This is a genomic window from Moorena sp. SIO1G6 (assembly GCF_010672795.1).
Lineage (GTDB): Bacteria > Cyanobacteriota > Cyanobacteriia > Cyanobacteriales > Coleofasciculaceae > Moorena > Moorena producens.
In genome coordinates, this window is record NZ_JAAHFZ010000069.1 from 1 (window position 1) to 22,995 (window position 22,995).

Sequence of the window (22,995 nt, forward strand, 5' to 3'; positions counted from 1 at the left end):
ACAATCCTTTCTAATGTGGAGGTACCAATGAAAGTGTGTTCCTATCATGAGGAGCCGTATGACGGGAAACTGTCACGTACGGTTTTGGAGACGAGTCGCAGAGGTAACTCTGCGGCTTAGTTTAATACTCAACTGTTTTACAACAAATGTTAAGACAGTTGGATACTGCTTTCACAAAATTCTTTAAAGGGGAGGCTAAGTACCCTAGACCTAAGAGGCGTTCTCGCTATCGGAGCTTCAAATATTCCCCGGGTCAGGTAAAACTAGACGGCGATGGAATCTATTTACCTGGGATTGGCTGGATGGGCTTTTACAATTCCCGTCCTATACCAGACGGTTTCACCATAAAATCTGTAACCGTACGCAGAAAATCTCGGGGTTGGTTTGTCAGTCTTCAAATTGAAAACAAGTCAGTTCCATTGTCTCCGGTTAAAACAGCCAACGAGATTAGACCAGATCGTGTTAAGGGATGTGATCTTGGGATTAAAAAGCTGGTTAGTACTTCTGACGGGGAGACTATCGTAAATCCGGCTAATACCAATAAATTTAAGCGTCAAGCAAGACGTTTAAAACTCAGGCAAAGAGCTGCAAGTCGAAAGAAAAAAGGATCTAATAATCGCAAGAAATTATTTGGTAAGGTTGCCTATTTACACGAGAAAATAACCAACAAGCGTTCTGCATGCCATTGGGAGATTGCAAAGCAGTTAACCGATGGCACAGACGCCCTGATATTTGAGGATTTAAATATCAGGGGAATGAAATCCCGTTGTAAGCCTAAGCCCAATGAAAATGGTGGTTATGATCACAACGGACAATCTGCTAAAAAGGGGCTCAACCGTGTGATCTCTGATGCTGCCTGGGGAGAACTGATCAAAAAGGTAGAAGTCGTGGCTGCAAAGTCAGGCATTCCAGTAATCAAGATAAACCCCAGACATACATCCCAAGAATGTCCAAAATGCCATCACACCAGTGCAGACAACCGAAGTGGGGATAAATTTGTCTGTACTGAATGTGGGTATCACGATGATGCTGATATAAATGGCGGAGTAAATATCAGAAATAAGGGTCTCAAAAAACTGGGAATTGACCCTGCCCAGCTACCTTCGGTGCGAAGGAAAGTTACGCCCACGGAGACAACAGTCGCGCACGACTGTGCCTGGGAATCCCCATCCCTCTAAAGGGTGGGGTAGTTCAAGCGTCAATATGATGGATTTGCTGTTGGTTAGATTTCTTGTAAGTCCTGCTGGCTCTACCGTACTTGTGGTTATAAGCTGACTTTTAACGGCTTCTGGCGAAAGCACCATCAAATAAAAGTTTCAGCTCCACATTTTATGATCAATAAACTAATCTTAATGATAAAAATTAAGGTTAGAATAGCGATGCATCGCTACTCCCTACTCCCTATCTCCCTATCTCCCTATCTCCCCACCTCCCCACCAATTACATTTGAGTCCGACGCAAGAAACAGCCCTGGAGTTAGAGGGGATTCCTGCTCCCTAAAAACCAAGAATTTGTAGCTCAGTTAATTAAAAAAATTATGTCAATAAATTACACATAATTGAGTCTATAAATTGTTAATAAAACTAATTGTAAATAAATGTAAAATATTTTTATTTACCCTTGCATTTTTTTGAGGAGTTATCTATACTATAGAAGGTGACGACTGAAACTAATAACCGCGCTGGTCATGCCCGTTAACCATCTCCAGCGCGGTTTTCCTCCCACCTAAATAGGAGTTACTTCCATGATGCCAAAAAAATCACGATTATCAATCCTGGCTTTTCAGCAACCCACCGGATCTCTCTTGGGGATACGGCATTTCTGAATCAAGGGATTAATATGAGTGGCATGGGCATACTGCTCGCCCGAGAATATTGGTAACGGGCAAGATGCCCATTCCACGGCAAGATGCCCATGCCAGAAAACTATTAAAATCATCCCGTATTTATGCAACGCCAAAATTTGTCCATCACCTTTTTTAAAAGCGCTCGCTATATAACTAATTATGGTGCCAACAAGCCCAGCCAAAACTGTTACTATAAAGGTAAATAAATTCTAAGCATTCAGTAGTCAGCGTTCAGCGTTCAGCAGCAGTCAGCAGTGGCACAGGCTTTGGCCTTGGCCTTTTGGCCTTTTGGCCACGCTACGCGAACGGCCACGCTACGCGAATGGCCACGCTGTGCGAACGACGCTGGGACTTAACTCAGATTAAACCAATCCTTACCTTTTTTATTCAAAAGTTCCGTAGCGCATTAGCTAATAGCTGAATGCTTACAAAAAATTAACTAACAACTAAACGGTTTAATTAACCCTGTAAAACCATGAGATTCATTAGTCCTAAAACTGACTTTGCTTTCAAGAAAATCTTTGGTTCAGATCAGAGTAAAGATATTCTGATTTCCTTCCTTAATGCCATGATTTACTCCGGGAATTCTGTCATCCAGGATTTAGAAATTATTGACCCCTACAGTGCGGGGGATGTGGTTGATTTAAAAGACACCTATCTGGATGTTAAGGCAGTATTAGAGAATGGAACGACTGTTATCATTGAAATGCAACTCTGGAATGTAGAGGCTTTCGAAAAGCGAGTCGTTTATAATTTGTGCAAAACCTACGGGAATCAACTTAAATCCGGACAGGGATATTTCGATCTCAATCCGGTCATTGCTTTAACTATCACTGATTTTAAGCTGTTCCCCTCAACAGAGAAAGTCATTAGCAGTTTTTACTTTCAAGAAGAAGAAGACCACTTGCCTTATCAGGAGAATGAGTTAGCGATGCAGCGCGGTCTTGGGGGTTTCCCCCATGAGCGACTGCATCAAGACAAGATGGTGTTTGTGGAACTTCCCAAATTTACTAAGCAACTGGAAGAGTTAGAAACTTTGGTAGATAAGTGGATCTATTTTATAAAAGAAGCTCCCAGCTTAGAAGTTATTCCTGATCAGATGAGGGAAATTCCACAGCTAGAAAAAGCCTTAACTATCGCCAATCAAGCGGGGTTGAGTGTAGAAGAATTGGAAAAGATCCGCAAACAGGAGATGTTCGTGGAAGATAGGCGAGGTGCATTGAGTCTAGCCAAAAGGGAAGGACGAGAAGAGGGACGAGAAGAGGGACGAGAAGAGGGAAGAGTAGAAGGCGAAAGAAGTTTACTATTGCGACAGCTTGAGCGCCGCTTTGGAAAACTAACAAGTAATGCCTTCGCATTCCTTGAAGCCTTGAATCCCCAAGACCTAGAACGCTTATCAGAAGCAATCTGGGATTTTAATACCAGTGAGGATTTACTCAACTGGCTCCAAGAGCACTCTAACTAACGGTAGCTATGCCTTAGTTGCCTAAAATCAGACTAGATCTCTTGGAAAAATTGGGAATCAAAACCGATTACTGTATGGCTGTTACTCTCCTACTCCAACAACTTACCGTTCCCCCAGGCCAAAGACTGTTGATTCATAACCTAGAGTGGGCTGAATTTGAGTCTGTTCTGGAAGAACTAGGGGAACATCGCTCTGCCCGTATTGCCTATAGCCACGGAACCTTAGAAATCAGAATGCCTACCCCAGAACACGAAGTCGATAAAGAACTGCTCGGTGATTTGGTTAAAATTTTGCTTGATGAGTTAGAAATCGACTGCGAGTGCTTTGGTTCCACTACCTTCAAGGGAGAAAATATGGACAGTGGCATTGAACCGGATCAATGCTTCTACATCCAAAACCACGCTAGAATGCGAGGCAAGCGGCGCGTCGATCTCACCATTGACCCACCGCCAGATCTAGCCATTGAAGTGGATGTCACCTCCAAGACTCAACTGGATGTCTATGCCAACTTAGGTGTGCCTGAACTCTGGCGCTATGAAAAAAATCAACTCAGGATTGACCTATTGCAAGGAGGTGAGTACCGGCAAGTTACCACCAGTCCGACCTTCCCCAGATTACCAATTCCAGACCTGGTAGCAGACGTTTTAGCTCAAAGCCGTGAGACCGGGAGAAGTCCTGCATTACGAGCTTTTCGCCAAAGACTAAAGCAACTGCTTCAATAAATTGATAGTTTAGTTTTGGGGGATAACCCGATAGGAATCAGTAATGTAATTGACTTCTAAAACACTACCAAAAATAGATCAAGGCAACAACAATAATGTCCATTATTTCGTACCATCAAACCCCTATCCATCATAATCAGCTAATGTTATAAAATATTATCCTATGCCAGCTAAAGATATCTTTCATGATACTGTTAAAAACGCCCTAATCAAGGAAGGTTGGATAATTACTGATGATCCTCTCTATCTTGATTATGGGGGAGTTGATATGTATGTTGACTTAGGGGCAGAAAAATTAATTGCAGCCCAAAAAGATCAACAAAAAATTGCTGTAGAAATTAAAAGTTTTAATCGTCCTTCTTTAATTTCTGAATTTCATAATGCTTTAGGGCAGTTTCTTAATTATCGCCTGGTATTAGAAACTATTGAACCAGAAAGAAAAATTTATTTAGCCATTAGCGAAGATGTTTACGAAGCATTTTTTACTCTGGTTTTTACTCAAAAGGCAGTGAATAACTATCAACTTAAACTACTTGTATATGATATCAAAAATGAGGTTATTAAACAATGGAAAAACTAAATAACTATAGAGAATTAGTCAAAAAGCTCATCAATAAATATGGGCAATATAAACCTAAATATGGAGATATTGAAGTCCAAAAAATCTTTGATGTTCAAGGAGATCACTATCAACTGATGAACGTGGGGTGGCATGGAAATCGGCGATTAAGAGGCTGTGTTCTCCAAATTGACCTTAAAAACGACAAAATTTGGATACAACATGATGGCACAGAAATTGGCGTTGCCAATGAATTAGTAGAATGGGGTGTTCCCCCTGAAGATATCGTCTTAGCTTACCATGCTCCTTTTAAACGCCAATATACTGGATTTGCTGTTGATTGATTAAATATAGCAATTCTATTTTCCATGAGGTAAAAAGGGATCCCCCTAAATCCCCCTTAATAAGGGGGACTTTGAGGTTTATAAGTGTACCTCATAAATGCAATAACCGCTATAAATAGGATATTTTAAAAATGCCTAGTTTAACAGTAAAAGATTTAGAAAAGCTGCAAGCACAGCATCCTGATTATCAGATGGAACTAGTGGCTGGAGAAATTATTGTTATGAGTCCTTCAGGTATAGAATCGGATCAAGTAGCTGCTGCTATTGTTACCCAGTTATCAAACTGGGTACGACCTCGTAGACTAGGCAGGGTAACTGCTTCTAGTGGTGGTTTTCGTTTACCGAACGAAGATGGAGATGTCCGCGCACCCGATGCTTCTTTTATCCGAGCCGAACGTTTACCTCGCACTACAGAAGGTTACGCGGAGTTAGTTCCTGACTTGATGTTTGAAGTTAAATCTAGAACTGATAGTTTGGCTAAATTACGCCGGAAGATCCAGCAATTTATGGAATTGGGGACTCAAGTTGGGGTGTTAGTGGATCCGAGAACTCGCACCATGGAAGTTTATCGCCTCAATAGAGATAAGATTGTGCTGGGGGATGGGGATGTGCTGCAAGTGCCAGAATTACTTCCTGGGTGGGAATTGCCTGTGGTGGAAGTTTGGGCACCTGAGTTTGATTGAGAAGACTGTTTATTCTTCTCAAGTATTAGATTAAGTTGGAATATTTTAAAGGGATTGAATATGTTTATAACAAATATAAAAATCAGTCAAAATTCTCAAGACATTTTGATAAAAGCGGCGGCGGAAAAACGAATGTCTGTAGAGGAGCTGGCTTCAGAAATATTAAATGAAGCTATTCAAAATAAGCTTTCCGAAATTGTCACTATTGGTGAAGTCAAAAAGGAATATCCTATCTTACCATTGGCAAACAAGCAGCCCTACGCATACTATGCCGATCCTGAAGAGCCAGCTATCCCTCTAGAAGACTGGGATATGGAGAATAGCGATCGAGAAGTTTTATGATTGTTCTGGACACTCATATTTTTGTTTGGTGGAATCATAACGATCCTAAACTGACCAGTTACCACCGTGAGGTCATTGAGAAGGAGATGCACCCTCTCGGTCGGAAAGTGAATCAATTATCCAAAATTCTGATTCAGTCAAATTAATTGTCGAGGTTGTTTCAACTAATTGGCGTGATGATTACTACAATAAACTTCGAGATTATGTTCGCGTAGCATCTCGAAGATAAGAAATGGGCATCGAGGAATATTGGATTATCGATTATGCCGCATTGGGCGCGAGAAAGTTTATCGGCAACCCCAAGCCACCCACATTTTTTGTTTGTAATTTGGTTGACGGCGAATATCAGATGACGACCTTTACGGGAAATACTCCCATTGTTTCCCCAACTTTTACCCAGTTCAACTTATCCGCACAGCAGATTTTTAACCTGGCTTTGTAGGAAAACTTGAGTTAGCATAATTCACCTAAATGGAAATAGCGCTCGCTGTTTAGATTTAACAATTGTCATCTCTATACCTCATGAGTGTGAGAAACCCTATAAACCAATTGCACGATCCATTTTTTTCTTAATTTTTTAAACTGTTTGTGGTGTACCGAAGTCAGCCATATTGGCATAGAGTTCTTCTTCAGTAAGCTTAAACGGATATATAGCCGATATCTGACTACGGCTGTGCAGTACCGACATCACAGCAATTAAGTAACAGTAAATCTCTTCGTAATTTAGCCAAGAACTTTTACAAAATTTTACTTTCTTGTTGTGATTTAATTGGTAAGCTAAATCCGGTGGTAAATCAGAAGGGACATCAGTCTCTTCTGGAAAGGACTGTTCTTGACTTCCAATAGCTCGGTGATAAAGTTCAAGGTGGTATTCGTTTAAAACTTCAACCAGTGCATCAATTAGCTCAATCGAGAGATCACAATAATAGTTAGCTAAGAATGTTCGCTGAAGATTGGCCTGGAATACTTGTTCTGGTGAAAAATAATGAATATAAGGCTCTTGTACAAAGATTATGATCAAATACAAAACTGCACTGAGCGCATCACGCATCACTTGCATAGGCTTCTCTATCTCCGAACACTCTACCAACTCACGACAGGAATCCAAATCGGTGAAGTAGGCGCTACCTCTATGGGCAGAAAACCCCAGATTATTGGGATAAAAGGAGTAACGATAATAGCCACACTTTGAGAACTCTCGGATATGATGCCCATAGGAAGCGTAGCTGGCTCTAAACAAAGATAACTCTGGCTCTTGGCTCAGGCTAACACCCATTTTTTTGGCAAATCGGTTCAATTCTGCCTTGGTTTCATCATCGTCAGCTGTTGAATATTTCAGTGCCGTATCAAGCCTTTTAAAGGTGCGCTGAAGTTGTCCTGTTACCACCACTCCCATAGGTACTATAGTACCCTCTTTAGTTCGATAGCGTAGGTCAGAATATTTATACAGACGAATTGGAACAGATGAAGGTATTCCTTTTTCCGTAAGAGTACGAGCTGTTTTGTATTCTGCCGAAGCTTTTTCTAACGTTATTCCACCAATTGGTCCTGCATAGCCAGGAAGTATTGAGAAACTTCCTTCTTTGCTAATACCAAGATTCGCGGACAAGCGAGGAAGCATCGTTGTTGTTGGTTGTCGAATATTGCCATCATAATCCAAAAACCCTACTCCTTTGATTTTTAGCGCTTCAACATGGATGTCTCCACAAGGACCTTCAACGATTATTGGTTCTTCAAGAGGTAACCAAGAACTTCTGCCAATCTTGCAGAAAGGAGGCACAACTTTCCAACTAACAATGTCATCGAGAGATTGAATGATAGGATGGGATTGAGCGATACCTGTCCATTTTTCGATGGCTTCGCATTTTAATACTTCCATTATTCGTAAATCTACTGTAAATCTACTAATCAGTTTATATAAGACATTTTATCGTAGCCAAAGGCTTGAAAATCAGCTTGGTATTTTTTATAAATTTTATCAGCTAGTTCATCTGTCCAGGCAATTGGCTTTCCTTCTTTTTGCGAACTATTTATTTTTTTATTAATCAGGTGATACATGTATTTTGGTGCATTAATATAATCAAATATATATCGGACATCTTGCTCAAAGTTTTCGATATGACCAATAAAATCATATTTAATACATTCACAATTTAACAATAAAGTTTGGGGTTGCCAATGTACGTCCATACATTGAGGATTTTGGTCACAAACAAAGTTGATAAATTCTTGAAAGGATACGGGATTTTTATCCAAATCTATAGCTTATACTTCTGGGTATCCTAGCATTTTTTTTATTTTTTCATAAAGACGAAGATAAAAATTATCGGGATATTTTTGATTAGCATAAGCTTTGTCAAAGCTTTCATTAATTCTATGTTAAAGTAGTGCATAATCATAATGTTCCGATTCCTGTAGAGGAAGTTTTTTTACATCTTCATCTCTTAAAAGTACGGAAGTACCTATCTGTTTAGTAAATGTTTTATCTATCTGGAAAAAGAACTTTTTAACTAATTCAGATGATTGCCAAGTTATGTCAGCTTTGATTTTTTGAGTAAAATAAATGCCATAGAGGTAATAATTCTTGGTTGTTTGGGGAGCATTAAGTAATAATTGCGGTGCAGCTATTCTGTAAGTGTACATTGACTCCAGTCTTTTGTAGGGATTTCTCACAAAAGCAAATTTAAAATAATCGGAGTTGTAAAACAGGTTGTATAATTCTTGGTAGCCAAGACGATGATTGTCAAGAACACCAAATTACCAATTATAAAAAGGAGCTGGAGTCCCATTCAGAAATTTTTCCAATTCCTCGTCTTCGTAACCTCGCTTTAGTAAGATTAATAAAGTTCTAAGTTTAGTACAAGCTACTTTAGGTATGGGGACATAAAGCAACTTATATTTGGCTAGAATTAAGACCCAGGTTAGAGTAGCTAGATGTTTTCTTTTTAACCAAGCATCAAAATAGTTTATATTCATTAAGGCTTTTGTAAGTAATAAGTAATAAGCCCTGAGTTAATTAAGGGCGTACCAGTGAGAAGTGCAAGGTAAATGAGCTGGAGTTGCGCAATTTCCTTGCACTTACTTACGTCAAAGACTAAAGCAACTGCTTAAATAATTGGATAAGCTCAGACGCATTTAAATTGAAATTTTTGAAGCCCAGACTCCTTGTATCAATGGTTTTAGGTAAAAAATTTAAGTGCAGAAAAGCTTATCGTCACCCGTCTATTCTACTCAATATCCTACCCTCTTCAGTACCACTCCCATCTTCGTTCCACTGCCAATCAAAGGCGTATATCCAATATACACAATTGGAAGTTTGGCCAGGATTTCCAAAAATATGAGGTACCCGGGCAGGGACTTTAAGTATTTCACCAATGGCAGGATTGTAGGTTTTTCCTTGGAAAGAAATTTCTAGGTCTCCTTCTATCAGAATAATATATTCATCCGTTTTATGACCTGGATTTGACCAAAACTCTCCGGGAGCACTGGTGTAGGTGTCACACTTGAAACCTTTTGGTTCCCATTCCTGTTTTAACTTTTTTAAACCGAGTTTTACTTCTAATTCATTCATTATTTTTAAATTTGATGTAACAACAAAAATAGTATAAAATTGATTTGGTAATCTTGCCATAAAAAATCATATTTTTTTAAGAATTGAATTCCAATTCTTCGAGCCATTATAACCAAACATATCTTGGTAATATGTATCAATTAAGTAATCATATTGATGCTGAATAAGCCAGTTTCTTAGTAAACTTATCTTACGCTTCATCCGTTCAATAAATTTTTGATCGTGCCAATCAGACCACTGATCCCACATAGTTTTATTGGTGTCTTCAACAATTAAATAGTCTCCACTCTGTAAGCCATGATGATGAAAATAATTGAGGACACCGACTAAATTAATATGAACATCTTCTATTATTAACCAAGGATGAGCTAATGTAGAAAGGAGTGTGGTTGGCCAAGCTAAATCAATCTTATTACAATCACCTTCCCAAAATTTTATTTTAGGATTAGCTTGTGCTTTTTCATCAATTAAAGACAGATCGATATCCATAGAATAGATACTTCCCTTAATACCGAACAATTCCAATTGATCTGCTAGCCACATCGCACTACCGCCTGTGGCTGCACCAAGTTCAATGATGGTTTTAGGTTGGAGTTCGTAAATGAGCATGGGATAAATGGCTATTTCAAAAGGACTTTTTTCCATTTGTATCCCTTGCCAGGTTTGCAAATCGTATTTGTCAGTCAAAGGTCTCCAAGCAGACGAGGGGATATCGCATCTATCTTCTCTGTCGGAAATCGTAACAAACCTTTTATTCTTGGAGTTTTCCTGTTCGGATAAGTTTGATTTAATCATTTTAAAAAACTTGAAACTGTCGTATATTCTCTGGCTTACTGCTTCCTTTTCTAGCAAGAGCATCTCTCGGACCGACAAAATAATGTTTAGTCATTCTGGCCTTTTATATAAGCTGTCTATTTTTTGTGTTTTTCGCAATCTTTTCCAGCCAATCATAAGTCAAGGCACTACTCACTTTCTTGTAAAAGTGAATTTTACTGAGCAAACTAACTATCTCTTTGAAATTCAAGTGATTGATGATTTTTGCCAGATCCAATATATTGTTCAAATCGCTATTAGTAAAAGGTTCGCGAGAGATCGGGTCTAGTTTGTGGCTTGAATTGAAAACGGCTTTGTCTTTGAATAAATCATCCAGAGGTATTGTAGGGTCAACATCTAATATTAAGTGAAAGCGCGACTCTGAAGAGAAGTTACCAGCACTATGACAACAATAACTATCGTGAAGCCAGATTTCTCCAAATTGCATATGGTAAACCTCTGCTTCATAATAATTCCAGGATTCTTTTTGAGTTTTAAGGGGTATGTGAATTCGTCTGAAGAATTTTTCACTTGATTGACAACCATCAAGATAGTCTACATGAGGAACGATAAAAGTGCCACTTAGAAATTCGTTAATGCGACATACTTTCAAAAAATTGACATTAAATGTATCTGTTATCATCGCAGAAATATGGCTCAATGTATTGCCTATATCTGTAATTTTAGGAATACCATTATAGTGATAGGTATTGCCATTTCTAGAATCACCTTGGTGATTCCACAAGGGATAGGTTAGGTAAATTCCAAATGCATCTTCAGGATAAGGTAAATTTTTGGAAAAAGTTCTGAAATCCAAGAGTTACTGCTCAACTTTTAGTGGATTCAATTTGTTTAAAACGTTACCAATAATTTTAATTTCAGATTGAGTTTTGATCACGAAAGCCTCCTAAGATCACTTTTAAAAGCCAGAAGATACATCAACTTGGCTTCGTCATATATCGGAAAATCCTCCTCACTAACTAATGTCCACGGTAATTTATCTAAGTCTATCTGCATTTTACGGCGATAGTCTTCCCGTATGGTTAACAAGAAAATTCCTTCTTCCTTTAAAAAGCAGAATAGATTGTTTAAAACCTCAACCCCAGCATGGGCATAAGCAAAAACTCCTGCTGCAATAATAGCATCAAAAGTTACTGAATTGCTAAAAACAGGCGAATCTTCTAAATTACACTGATGGAGAGCCTTGTAGACTTGTCTCTCTCTAGCGATCGCTAGCATTTTTTCTGACAAATCCGCAGCAGTCAGATTAGTATATCCCTGTTTGGCTAAGGCTTCACCCACTAACCCTGTCCCAGCACCAGCATCTAAGATTGTGGCATTTTTATTAGGAAGCAGTTTGCTTAATGTCCGTGCTATGTTAGCAGGCATAAAAGACCAATCTTCTCCTACATCTGCATCGTAAGTATTCGCCCAACTATCGTACTTATTTTTTAATTCCTCAGTACTTTCGCTATCGCAAATCCCAGATAACCAAGGTCTTGTTTCTAAAAAATCTTTGGCTTGTTCTTCGATCATCGTTAATCACTCCCTCACTACTTCAAGCACAGTATCAGGAGATAAACGTTGCAGGTGCCATTGGGTAACTTCTTCTCCCGGTATCAAAATTGGACTCCCTGGTGGAACTTTCTTGATACAGCAACCGCTTATTTTACCTAATGCTTGCCCAATGGGTAACTTTTCTTTCCGGCTAAAGAAAGCATCTTTAGGTAAAGTCCTGATTTGAGGGCGACGGCAAAAGTAACTGTCAGGTAACGTTTCTTTTGGTGCTTTTTCCCTCAGAATCGGCACAATTGCTGCTAAGGTTTCTCTCATAAATTGGAAATCTTGTTGATTGTGATGGAAAGAGAAAATTAATAACAATCCCTCCTCACCAGCAAATTCCCCATCAATCCCGCGAGCGTAAAACAGCTCTGCTAACTCTTCTCCCGTAGTGCGATCGCTTTTTAAATAGAGTTTCAGAGGATCGCTAACTTGGGCATCGTAAGTTAACACCTTGCCGTAATTATCCAATTGACTGCGCAGGCGATCGCATTCCCCAATGGCTTGCCAAAATAACCCTTGACCTTCCTCAGAATATCCCTTGTTGATCGCATCTTCAATACTCAGCATTAACAGATTACTGCGGGTAGTGGTTTCAAATAAAGGCATTACCCCCATCACTTGTTCAACAGTAAACCGAGAGTCAGTTGGTAAATGCAATAAAGCCGTCTGTACCAAACTCCCAGTATATTTGTGCATACTATGGGTGACGATATCTGCCTTAAATGCGATCGCTGATTGCCATTGTTCGTCCAGAAAGGGAAAATGACTCCCGTGGGCTTCATCTACTGCTAAAGCCAGATCGCGTACGCGACAGTAATCAGCTATCAATGCCAGATCGAGAGTTACACCTTCATAACTCGGATGAGTTAGTAACAAAGCTGACACGCCACTGGTTTCTAAAGCGGAAATAACCTCGGAGGTAGTGGGCATCAAAGACACAGAAGGAATAAAATAAGGCTCTAATCCTGCTAAGATGATACCATTAATTGTAGCAATATGACTGTTCAGGGCGATCGCCACTCGCTTGTACTGAGTACCTAATAAAGCACAAGCCGTTAAAACCCCTTGAGTCCCTCCCCCAGTTAGCCAAAAGGTATGCTTAGTGCCATACATTTCAGAGAAATGTTTCTCTATGCTCTCAGTGCGAGGGCGAGTGAGGAATGCTACATCATATTGATAGATTTCTTGACTGAGGCGTACGCTATTTTGAGCAATTCCTTGGTGGGCAGGAGTATAAAGACTCACCTGCACATCCTGATTATGAGATGCGATCAAATGATAAGCAGAAGAAGGTTGACTCATAAGCTAGAGAAAAATCGGCTGAAGTTGCGGCATCGGGCGAATTGTACTTTCCACTGCAATACCATTACGTAAGGCTAACAGTAATCCCGCCGCCTCCATGTAGCTATTGACACGATAGATCGGGTTGCCTTGAGTCTCGATTTGCAATCTTTCAGGAGTAATATCGTACTTAGTGGTATTATCTTTGACTAAGATTACGGGCACACCTTGGTCTAAACACGCTAAAAACGGAATATTTCCCACGGTTGTTTCTGGCATCACCACCGCCGAAACATTCTCTACGGATATTCTGGTTTCCCCTGCCGCTACGGGAGTATCAAACCTTACCGGACGGGGAGAATTGATTAAACCATTGAGAGGGGAACAAACATAGGCACTGGAAATTAATTCTGCACCATCCCTAGGGTCTACTAATTTCCCAAATCCCGTATGTTCCCACTCCAATAATAAGGGAGCATGGGCAGCAGTAAAGGGATAAAAATTAGTGAGCATGTGGGTCATAATTGCTTCCGCACCGCCCCAAGGATTCGGGATAGATTCCCCTCGGTAGTAAGCTTGACGTATTTTATCCTCTACTTCCAAAGTGGTCATTAAAGCCACTGCTCTAGCAGAAGAACTTTCCACCACATCTAGAGCCTTCATCAATTCGTCCATACCTTTAAATTCCCCGGAAGCATTACCATACTGGGAATAGGTACAGGCGGTTTCCACTGGGCCACCGGTTACGACTACAGGGTCGATATTAATTCCTCCCACAGCACGCAAGCCATTGAGAGCATTAATAACATTGTTTAAAAATCTCTCATCTCTTGGTTTTTCAATAATTGCTGCAATGTTTTTGCGCTTTTCTGGAATCACTCCAATATTACCCAGTAGTAACTGACAAATCAGATTCCCTTCCAGATAAAGCACATTCTCCTGACCGAAATAGATATCCGAGGCAGTAACGGCATTGGGATTGGTGACCAGATAGTCACAAGCGGAGGCTAACAGATTGGTACTAGGAGTCGCATCTCCGGCAAAACCACCAATTTCTGCTCTGACTCCGGTGGGAATAATACTAACTGCCACAAAGGGCTGATTAGAAACCCGTTGACGAATATTAATATCAAGTAATGATGACCAAACCGGCTTTCTGTCTGTATCAATGAAGCTGGATTCAAAAGTGAGCGTATCTCCTTCAACCTTGGTTAAAATCAAGCGAATGGGAACACCTGGTAAGGGAAGCTCAGCAATTTTTTGGGAAATTTCTCTCCAGGTGCGCTGTGGGGGAGGGCATTGGATTTCAAAATCTTTGGTATAGACTTGAGCCATTCTCTATATTTACTTATCTAACAACTGATTCAGTCAACCGGATGAATTTTACACTAATCATCGTCTGGCTTATGAGCTAACAACTCAGTAGGTCTAATTCCCATTGATTCAGCAAGGCTAAAAACTAGGGTAATCCATCTTTGATCTTTCATATCCTTGCCTCCTAAGTTTTCCACTTAGTCATAGTATCGTAATTATTTAATTTCATGGTATAAAAGTTGTTAAATTTTGTAAACAACCCAGAGCAGACCGGGGTGCATCCCTTTTTTGATAAACGAAGATGGAGATGTTCGCGCTCCCGATGCTTCTTTTATCCGAGCAGAACGTTTACCTCGCACTACAGAAGGTTACGCAGAGTTAGTTCCTGACTTGATGTTTGATTAGAACAGATAATCACTCTCAGCGTCGTAACTTATAAGGCCTGTTGACGGTGTATCGTGGCTGTTCACCTCGTGCGTAGCGTTTAATGTTATCAATCACCACAGCCGCAGTACCATCGTAACTTACCTCGGTTATGGCAGCAATGTGTGGAGTAATAATTACGTTTTGCTGACGAAGAGAATCCGTGGGGGAGTCAACTAAATCAAGACCAGTTCCTGCTAAATCTCCCTTCTCTAGTGCTGCTTCTAAGGCATCTGTGTCCACTAAACCACCCCGTCCTACGTTGATGAGAAATGCTCCAGGTTTAATTGCTGCGAGTGTGTTCTGATTAATCAGATGATGAGTGTTTTTAGTATACTCGGCACACAAGATAATATAGTCAGCAATTGATAATGCTTCAGAAAGAGCATTAGAGCCGTAAACTTTTTCTATCCCTGTTTCTGGTAACGCACCACGTTCTGGGTGTTGCCGAACCGCAACAAGACGCATTCCAAAAGCTTTTAGGCGTACCGCTAATGCCGTACCAATGTCACCAAGTCCAACGATACAAGCTGTTTTTCCCAATAAGGCAATACCTGCTTTTGCACTCCAGTCTTCACTTTTAGATGATTGCTGTGTGGTTGTCATCTGTCGCGAAAGCATGAGCATTAGCATTATGGCATGTTCGGCAACGGAATCAGCATTGCCAGAAATACTCCCAGGTACATGTGCTACCCATACTCCAGCACGAGTAGCTGCCTCAATGTCTATAGTTTCTATACCCACACTAAACTCTTGCACTAAACCAAAGTGTCCCGAAGCAATGATTGAAGCATCAATGTTAGCCATCCAAGGGATGACAATATCAACACTATCTAAATACTTGATAATAGTATCTGACGGACAGGTGATAATTTCATGGTCTGATAGTTGTGATGCTAGTAAGTTCACTGCTAGTGTTGCGCTATCGCTACACAATAAAACTTTCATAATTTAGACTGAAAAACAGCATCAAGTAATCCTTAGCATCAACCCCCTATAATCTTCATGGCTGCATTATGCCCTGGAATTCCACTAACGCACCCACCCCGCTTGGCTCCAGAACCACACAGGAAGATATTATCAAAGCCAATCTCCACGCCCCACATTCCCCGTTCTTCCTCTGATTCTACAAAAGGCCAGGAAAGAGATTGATGGAAGACATGACCTGTGGGAATGCCCACTTCTCGTTCCACATCCACTGGAGTTGCGACATCAACACAAAGTTGACCATTTTCATCCCGCGCTATACAATCTCCTATGGGATCTAATAAATATTGATTTACCCCATTAAGATACCTCTCCAAGACTTTCTGTTTCTCTGTTTCATTGTCTTTAACAAATAAGCTATAAGGCATTCCCAATCCAAATAAAGTTAGGGTCTGGTAACCTTCTGCTCTCAGAGATGGGGAGAGGATAGAATCATCCGTTAAACTATGACAATAGAACTCGCCAGGGGGATGTTCTGGTATCACTCCTTCACAAGCCATTTTGTAGCTATCGATGATGTTTTGATAACCCTCGTTGACATGGAATGTTCCAGTAAATGCCTCTACAGGATCGTAATCTGCCTTCAAACGGGGTAACTTCCTTAAAACCATATTAATTTTGACAAAAGATCCTTCATCTTTGGGATCGTTCGGAGGATTATACCCACTCAACAGTTGGGAAAGTTTTTTCGGGGCAATATTAACTAAGACATATCTTCCACTGACATGGCTTTCTTGGTTATTATGTTGGAACTTTACGGTTGCTTGACCTTCGTCTGGCTCTATTTTTGTGACTTCAGTATGGTTGAGTATCTCCACAGGATTTTTTTGGCATTGAGCAACAAGTTCCTCTGTCAGCTTCCCCATACCACCCACTGGAACACACCAATCCCCTGTACCATTGGCAATAATATGATAGAGAAACGTCCGATTTTGTTTTAAGGACGAGTCATGGGGATGGGTAAAGGTTCCAATAGTTCCATCTGTGAATACTAAACCCCGCACCAAATCGCTTTGAAAGAATTCTTCAATAGCAACTCCCAAGGGTTGCTCTATAAATAACTGCCAAGCTAGCTTTTCTTCTTGCGTCTGAAAGCGATTTTTAATCTCATCTCTGGTCTGCATCGGTTCAAGCAACGAAGGCCAGATGTGCTTTCCTAAAGACTTTTGCAGTTGATGAAACTTGAAATAGCTTTGGTATTCCTCTAAATTTCCGGTGAGTTGCTTAAAGGAATGCTCAGTGACTATTTCAGATTCATTACTAATCAATAAACCCTGATGTTTCCCATTCTTATCAAATGGAGTGAAGGAAGCGGGATTTCTTTGTCGGAATTTAAAATTTAAATCTAGATCTGAGATAATTTTTGGTGGGAGCATTCCCACTAGATAGGCATACACTGAGAGTTTCGCTTCAATACCTGGAAATAGTTGTTCTGAAACAACTGCTCCTCCTACCTTATCTTGTCGTTCTAGCACCAAAACAGATTTACCCGCTTTGGTAAGATAACAAGCAGCGACTAGTCCATTGTGTCCACCTCCGACGATAACGACATCGTAGTTTTTTTGTAGATTTGAAGATGGCATGATTTTTCCTAGGGTAACTTGGCTGGGAGTATGTCAATATAGGAGGGATCGAGTCGATCAAGCAAACGGCGATTAGCTTCCCATACGAGTTGGAATTCTCGGTTGTTCTGGAGGAATGGACCCTCGAACTGCTTTGCTGTATGTTCGCAAATCTCAGGTGGTGGTATTATCGGCTTGGAATTACTACTTAACACATTAACCTGAATCTCGCACGCCTTATTCAGGTAGTACATGTAGTAGAATGCCTCTGCCACTGTTTGACCTACAGTTAAAAGACCGTGGTTACGGAGGATTAAACATTTCTTGTCTCCCAGAGATGCCACCAGCCTTTCTCGCTCATCCAGGTTAAGTGAGATGCCCTCATAATCATGGTAGGCAACCCGATTATAAAATTCCATGGAAATTTGGTTAAGGGGCAACAAACCCTCTTCCATAGCAGCAACAGCCATGCCACTAACAGTATGGGTGTGGATGATTGCATGGGCATTAGGGCAACCTAAATGAATAGCACTGTGTATTGTAAATCCAGCAGGATTTACTTCCGCGTCTGCCGGGTCAATTTTGTTGCCATTAGCATCCACTGGAACCAAATTTGATGCACATATTTCGTCAAACATCATACCATACGGATTAATGAGGAATACTGGTGGTTCCTCTTTAATTCGCACGGAAATATGGGTGTAGATCATGTCTGTCATCCCATAATAGTGAATCAAGCGGTAAGCAGCAGCAATATCTATGCGCAAGTTTCGTTCTTCTTGGGAATAAAAGGGAGTTATGGTATTATTTGGATTGGAACTTTTTATATTTACATTCATGTTTTTTTATGTTTACATTGATTTATTTTTTATATTAAACAGTCATGCTACGAAATTTAATTAGCATGAAACAATTTTACTTTTAGATATTAAATCACCCTCCTTAAGGTCAGTTAATTTATAACCAAAGGAAGTTAAAGTCTCATCGCCATTCGATTTTATCAGTGAGTAAAGACCATCGAGGAAAATTTTTGAGTATCGGGCTTGGGAATCCACAAAACGCATTGTATATGCCATTCTCGATGGTAATTTTCCCTCCAGGATGGGGACACTTCTATGCCAAACAAATTTGTCTAGTAGAAGGGCATCACCCACTTCAAAGCTATCTTCTACTTTATTTTTCTCTAAAACCATCTCTTCAACTTTAGAAGCATAGAAAAACTCAAAATAATTAAACTCTTCGGTTTGGCAAAATTCTGCAAAATCTTTGTGTTGTATTAGTTCGTACCGGAGGGCATAGTACCCAGAGGTTGGATAAGCCTTTCGGGGTACATATGCCATGCCTCCATGTTGCTCTTTCGTATTAATTGGAACTAGTGGTATCCATAGGGAATATCCTAAATCCTCTGGTTTAATGAAGTTGAAGCTAACTAAATCTAGATGAAAATGAAATCCTTTTCTGTTTGGTTTTAATTCAAATCCCACACCTTGGGTGAAGATTAATTCATTTTCGATTAATTGCTTGAGGGTGTTTTTAAAGTTTTCTTCTGAATAGATCTGGTGGGTGACAGCATTTTCTAGGTCATAGCCCAGTCTGGAAAAATCTCCACTGTAAGATTCGGGAACTTTTTTTACTTGATTGGATTCGGCAGTTAGATACCGTAATTTATCGATTGCTTCATCCGTAAACAGTTTTTTTAGTTTGATAAACCCATTCTCAGCAAAAGAGTTTTTTTCTTCTGGGGATATAGTGATTTTGTTGACTAGCAAAGACATAAGCTTTTAATAAATCAGGATCTAGGATTTAGCATAAGTTAGAGCTATAAACAAATTTACTCTTAGAGATTAAATCACCCTCTTTCAGATCGGTTAATTTATACCCAAAGGAAGTTAAAGGATCATCCCCCATAGCTTTCACCATGTAATTAAAATCATCAAGAAACTTTTTCCCATAGCGGGCTTGGGAATCCACAAAACGCATTGTGTATGCCATCCTCGAAGGTAACTTTCCTTCCCTCAGGGGGGCACTCCTATGCCAAACAAATTTGTTTAGTAACAGAGCATCACCTACTTCAAAGTCATCTTCTACTTTATTTTTCTCTAGAATCAATTCTTCCACTTTGGAAGCATGGGGAAAGTTAAAAAAATGAAAATCTTCAGTTTGACAAAATTCGGCAATATTTTCGTGTTGTACTAGTTCATAAATAAGGGAAAAATACCCAGAGGCAGGATAAACGTTTTGAGGTACATATGCCATCCCTCCGTGCTGCTCTTTGGTATTAATGGGAACTAGGGGTATCCAAATAGAATAGGCTAAATCTTCTGCTTGAATAAAGCTAAAACTAGCTACATCTAGGTGGAAATAAAATCCTCTTTTGTTGGGCTTTAATTCAAATCCCACACTTTCGAAGAAAGTTAATTCATTCTCGATTAATTGCTTGAGAGTGTATTTAAAGTTTTCCTCAGAATAGATCTGGTGAGTGACAGAATTTTCTACACCGTAACCAATTCTGGAAAAATCTCCAGTATAGTATTCAGGAGCTTTGGTTATTTGCTTAGAGTTGTAGGTTAGCTCCCGTAATTTATCTATAGCTTCCCAGGTTAATAGTGTGTTTAGCTTGATAAATCCATTTTCCCAAAAGAATTCTTTCTCGGCTTGGGATAAGGTAATTTTGTTTACTAGTGAAGACATTTTTGATTAGGTAATTGATAGCAATACAGAAAACCATACTCTGTTAACAATATTACTTTTATGAGTTAAAAAATGATATCAATCATGGTGTTATATTCTAAAACTTTGAGATGCCAATTAGTCACTTCTTCTCCTGGTATCAAAATTGGACTTCCTGGGGGGATTTTCTTGATACAGCAACCGCTTATTTTACCTAATGCTTGCCCAATGGGTAACTTTTCTTTCCGGCTAAAGAAAGCATCTTTAGGTAAAGTCCTGATTTGAGGGCGACGGCAAAAGTAACTGTCAGGTAACGTTTCTTTTGGTGCTTTTTCCCTCAGAATCGGCACAATTGCTGCTAAGGTTTCTCTCATAAATTGGAAATCTTGTTGATTGTGATGGAAAGAGAAAATTAATAACAATCCCTCCTCACCAGCAAATTCCCCATCAATCCCGCGAGCGTAAAACAGCTCTGCTAACTCTTCTCCCGTAGTGCGATCGCTTTTTAAATAGAGTTTCAGAGGATCGCTAACTTGGGCATCGTAAGTTAACACCTTGCCGTAATTATCCAATTGACTGCGCAGGCGATCGCATTCCCCAATGGCTTGCCAAAATAACCCTTGACCTTCCTCAGAATATCCCTTGTTGATCGCATCTTCAATACTCAGCATTAACAGATTACTGCGGGTAGTGGTTTCAAATAAAGGCATTACCCCCATCACTTGTTCAACAGTAAACCGAGAGTCAGTTGGTAAATGCAATAAAGCCGTCTGTACCAAACTCCCAGTATATTTGTGCATACTATGGGTGACGATATCTGCCTTAAATGCGATCGCTGATTGCCATTGTTCGTCCAGAAAGGGAAAATGACTCCCGTGGGCTTCATCTACTGCTAAAGCCAGATCGCGTACGCGACAGTAATCAGCTATCAATGCCAGATCGAGAGTTACACCTTCATAACTCGGATGAGTTAGTAACAAAGCTGACACGCCACTGGTTTCTAAAGCGGAAATAACCTCGGAGGTAGTGGGCATCAAAGACACAGAAGGAATAAAATAAGGCTCTAATCCTGCTAAGATGATACCATTAATTGTAGCAATATGACTGTTCAGGGCGATCGCCACTCGCTTGTACTGAGTACCTAATAAAGCACAAGCCGTTAAAACCCCTTGAGTCCCTCCCCCAGTTAGCCAAAAGGTATGCTTAGTGCCATACATTTCAGAGAAATGTTTCTCTATGCTCTCAGTGCGAGGGCGAGTGAGGAATGCTACATCATATTGATAGATTTCTTGACTGAGGCGTACGCTATTTTGAGCAATTCCTTGGTGGGCAGGAGTATAAAGACTCACCTGCACATCCTGATTATGAGATGCGATCAAATGATAAGCAGAAGAAGGTTGACTCATAAGCTAGAGAAAAATCGGCTGAAGTTGCGGCATCGGGCGAATTGTACTTTCCACTGCAATACCATTACGTAAGGCTAACAGTAATCCCGCCGCCTCCATGTAGCTATTGACACGATAGATCGGGTTGCCTTGAGTCTCGATTTGCAATCTTTCAGGAGTAATATCGTACTTAGTGGTATTATCTTTGACTAAGATTACGGGCACACCTTGGTCTAAACACGCTAAAAACGGAATATTTCCCACGGTTGTTTCTGGCATCACCACCGCCGAAACATTCTCTACGGATATTCTGGTTTCCCCTGCCGCTACGGGAGTATCAAACCTTACCGGACGGGGAGAATTGATTAAACCATTGAGAGGGGAACAAACATAGGCACTGGAAATTAATTCTGCACCATCCCTAGGGTCTACTAATTTCCCAAATCCCGTATGTTCCCACTCCAATAATAAGGGAGCATGGGCAGCAGTAAAGGGATAAAAATTAGTGAGCATGTGGGTCATAATTGCTTCCGCACCGCCCCAAGGATTCGGGATAGATTCCCCTCGGTAGTAAGCTTGACGTATTTTATCCTCTACTTCCAAAGTGGTCATTAAAGCCACTGCTCTAGCAGAAGAACTTTCCACCACATCTAGAGCCTTCATCAATTCGTCCATACCTTTAAATTCCCCGGAAGCATTACCATACTGGGAATAGGTACAGGCGGTTTCCACTGGGCCACCGGTTACGACTACAGGGTCGATATTAATTCCTCCCACAGCACGCAAGCCATTGAGAGCATTAATAACATTGTTTAAAAATCTCTCATCTCTTGGTTTTTCAATAATTGCTGCAATGTTTTTGCGCTTTTCTGGAATCACTCCAATATTACCCAGTAGTAACTGACAAATCAGATTCCCTTCCAGATAAAGCACATTCTCCTGACCGAAATAGATATCCGAGGCAGTAACGGCATTGGGATTGGTGACCAGATAGTCACAAGCGGAGGCTAACAGATTGGTACTAGGAGTCGCATCTCCGGCAAAACCACCAATTTCTGCTCTGACTCCGGTGGGAATAATACTAACTGCCACAAAGGGCTGATTAGAAACCCGTTGACGAATATTAATATCAAGTAATGATGACCAAACCGGCTTTCTGTCTGTATCAATGAAGCTGGATTCAAAAGTGAGCGTATCTCCTTCAACCTTGGTTAAAATCAAGCGAATGGGAACACCTGGTAAGGGAAGCTCAGCAATTTTTTGGGAAATTTCTCTCCAGGTGCGCTGTGGGGGAGGGCATTGGATTTCAAAATCTTTGGTATAGACTTGAGCCATTCTCTATATTTACTTATCTAACAACTGATTCAGTCAACCGGATGAATTTTACACTAATCATCGTCTGGCTTATGAGCTAACAACTCAGTAGGTCTAATTCCCATTGATTCAGCAAGGCTAAAAACTAGGG

General features: G+C 40.3%; 23 protein-coding genes and 2 pseudogenes. 8 read left to right on the forward strand and 17 right to left on the reverse strand.

The features are described 5' to 3' along the window. Positions 1-137: 137 nt before the first annotated feature. Positions 138-1,178, forward strand: a pseudogene (locus tag F6K63_RS32130) (RNA-guided endonuclease InsQ/TnpB family protein); the annotation flags it as partial. A gap of 604 nt (positions 1,179-1,782) precedes the next feature. Here the strand turns inward: F6K63_RS32130 and F6K63_RS32135 are convergent. Further along, on the reverse strand, positions 1,783-1,938 hold the full coding sequence (locus tag F6K63_RS32135; RefSeq protein WP_158026706.1) for a hypothetical protein: 156 nt from the start codon (positions 1,936-1,938) through the stop codon (positions 1,783-1,785). Positions 1,939-2,321: 383 nt separating this feature from the next. Between F6K63_RS32135 and F6K63_RS32140 the strand changes: the two genes are divergently transcribed. The 7 genes and pseudogenes from F6K63_RS32140 to F6K63_RS38090 form a co-directional block, all read left to right on the forward strand. After that, the gene (locus tag F6K63_RS32140; protein ID WP_287314337.1) at positions 2,322-3,311 is read left to right on the forward strand and encodes an Rpn family recombination-promoting nuclease/putative transposase; all 990 of its coding nucleotides are present in this window, start codon (positions 2,322-2,324) and stop codon (positions 3,309-3,311) included. 74 nt (positions 3,312-3,385) lie between these two features. After that, the gene (locus F6K63_RS32145) at positions 3,386-4,033 is read left to right on the forward strand and encodes a Uma2 family endonuclease (protein WP_287293925.1); all 648 of its coding nucleotides are present in this window, start codon (positions 3,386-3,388) and stop codon (positions 4,031-4,033) included. A 163-nt stretch (positions 4,034-4,196) separates the two neighbouring features. Continuing rightward, the gene (locus F6K63_RS32150; RefSeq protein ID WP_287293917.1) at positions 4,197-4,613 is read left to right on the forward strand and encodes a XisH family protein; all 417 of its coding nucleotides are present in this window, start codon (positions 4,197-4,199) and stop codon (positions 4,611-4,613) included. Beyond that, entirely contained in the window at positions 4,601-4,936 is a 336-nt protein-coding gene (locus tag F6K63_RS32155) for a XisI protein (RefSeq protein ID WP_287314339.1), read from the forward strand. The genes F6K63_RS32150 and F6K63_RS32155 overlap by 13 nt, the downstream gene beginning before the upstream one ends. Positions 4,937-5,067: 131 nt before the next feature. Beyond that, positions 5,068-5,619: a Uma2 family endonuclease gene (locus F6K63_RS32160; RefSeq protein WP_287314341.1), complete on the forward strand. Its 552-nt coding sequence runs from the start codon at positions 5,068-5,070 to the stop codon at positions 5,617-5,619. Between the two features lie 60 nt (positions 5,620-5,679). Then, the gene (locus F6K63_RS32165; protein ID WP_287314343.1) at positions 5,680-5,961 is read left to right on the forward strand and encodes a hypothetical protein; all 282 of its coding nucleotides are present in this window, start codon (positions 5,680-5,682) and stop codon (positions 5,959-5,961) included. A gap of 94 nt (positions 5,962-6,055) precedes the next feature. Next, positions 6,056-6,403: pseudogene (locus tag F6K63_RS38090) on the forward strand (Uma2 family endonuclease); the annotation flags it as partial. Between the two features lie 135 nt (positions 6,404-6,538). On the opposite strand, the gene F6K63_RS32175 reads toward F6K63_RS38090, so the two are convergent. The 16 genes from F6K63_RS32175 to F6K63_RS32250 all read right to left on the reverse strand — a co-directional run bounded on the left by F6K63_RS32175 (position 6,539) and on the right by F6K63_RS32250 (position 22,865). After that, positions 6,539-7,840, reverse strand: coding sequence for a hypothetical protein (locus F6K63_RS32175; RefSeq protein WP_287314345.1), 1,302 nt, complete (start codon positions 7,838-7,840; stop codon positions 6,539-6,541). 29 nt (positions 7,841-7,869) lie between these two features. Beyond that, positions 7,870-8,217, reverse strand: coding sequence for a sulfotransferase family 2 domain-containing protein (locus tag F6K63_RS32180; RefSeq protein ID WP_287314346.1), 348 nt, complete (start codon positions 8,215-8,217; stop codon positions 7,870-7,872). Between the two features lie 123 nt (positions 8,218-8,340). Further along, positions 8,341-8,670, reverse strand: a complete 330-nt coding sequence (locus F6K63_RS32185) for a sulfotransferase family 2 domain-containing protein (protein WP_287314377.1) — start codon at positions 8,668-8,670, stop codon at positions 8,341-8,343. Positions 8,671-9,175: 505 nt separating this feature from the next. Then, positions 9,176-9,592 (reverse strand): cupin domain-containing protein, encoded by a 417-nt coding sequence (locus tag F6K63_RS32190; RefSeq protein ID WP_287314348.1) that lies wholly within the window; start codon positions 9,590-9,592, stop codon positions 9,176-9,178. Between the two features lie 6 nt (positions 9,593-9,598). Then, a complete protein-coding gene (locus F6K63_RS32195; RefSeq protein WP_353813141.1) occupies positions 9,599-10,384 on the reverse strand; it encodes a CmcI family methyltransferase in 786 nt (261 codons plus the stop codon). A gap of 46 nt (positions 10,385-10,430) precedes the next feature. After that, a complete protein-coding gene (locus F6K63_RS32200; protein ID WP_287314350.1) occupies positions 10,431-11,162 on the reverse strand; it encodes an aspartyl/asparaginyl beta-hydroxylase domain-containing protein in 732 nt (243 codons plus the stop codon). A gap of 77 nt (positions 11,163-11,239) precedes the next feature. Further along, positions 11,240-11,881: a class I SAM-dependent DNA methyltransferase gene (locus F6K63_RS32205; RefSeq protein ID WP_287314352.1), complete on the reverse strand. Its 642-nt coding sequence runs from the start codon at positions 11,879-11,881 to the stop codon at positions 11,240-11,242. A gap of 6 nt (positions 11,882-11,887) precedes the next feature. Beyond that, positions 11,888-13,210, reverse strand: a complete 1,323-nt coding sequence (locus tag F6K63_RS32210) for a DegT/DnrJ/EryC1/StrS family aminotransferase (RefSeq protein WP_287314354.1) — start codon at positions 13,208-13,210, stop codon at positions 11,888-11,890. Between the two features lie 3 nt (positions 13,211-13,213). Further along, positions 13,214-14,524, reverse strand: a complete 1,311-nt coding sequence (locus F6K63_RS32215) for a DUF3326 domain-containing protein (RefSeq protein WP_287314356.1) — start codon at positions 14,522-14,524, stop codon at positions 13,214-13,216. A gap of 399 nt (positions 14,525-14,923) precedes the next feature. Beyond that, positions 14,924-15,874, reverse strand: a complete 951-nt coding sequence (locus F6K63_RS32220; protein ID WP_071106277.1) for an NAD(P)-dependent oxidoreductase — start codon at positions 15,872-15,874, stop codon at positions 14,924-14,926. A gap of 38 nt (positions 15,875-15,912) precedes the next feature. Beyond that, complete coding sequence (locus tag F6K63_RS32225; protein ID WP_071106278.1) at positions 15,913-17,496, reverse strand: phytoene desaturase family protein; 1,584 nt, start codon at positions 17,494-17,496, stop codon at positions 15,913-15,915. A gap of 8 nt (positions 17,497-17,504) precedes the next feature. After that, positions 17,505-18,314 (reverse strand): class II aldolase/adducin family protein, encoded by an 810-nt coding sequence (locus F6K63_RS32230; protein ID WP_287314359.1) that lies wholly within the window; start codon positions 18,312-18,314, stop codon positions 17,505-17,507. A 60-nt stretch (positions 18,315-18,374) separates the two neighbouring features. Further along, positions 18,375-19,250 (reverse strand): hypothetical protein, encoded by an 876-nt coding sequence (locus F6K63_RS32235; RefSeq protein ID WP_287314361.1) that lies wholly within the window; start codon positions 19,248-19,250, stop codon positions 18,375-18,377. A gap of 28 nt (positions 19,251-19,278) precedes the next feature. After that, positions 19,279-20,166 carry a phytanoyl-CoA dioxygenase family protein gene (locus F6K63_RS32240; RefSeq protein WP_287314363.1) on the reverse strand — a complete coding sequence of 296 codons (888 nt, stop codon included), beginning with the start codon at positions 20,164-20,166 and terminating at the stop codon, positions 19,279-19,281. A gap of 65 nt (positions 20,167-20,231) precedes the next feature. After that, entirely contained in the window at positions 20,232-21,551 is a 1,320-nt protein-coding gene (locus F6K63_RS32245) for a DegT/DnrJ/EryC1/StrS family aminotransferase (protein ID WP_287314365.1), read from the reverse strand. Positions 21,552-21,554: 3 nt separating this feature from the next. Continuing rightward, complete coding sequence (locus tag F6K63_RS32250) at positions 21,555-22,865, reverse strand: DUF3326 domain-containing protein (protein ID WP_287314356.1); 1,311 nt, start codon at positions 22,863-22,865, stop codon at positions 21,555-21,557. Positions 22,866-22,995: the final 130 nt, after the last annotated feature.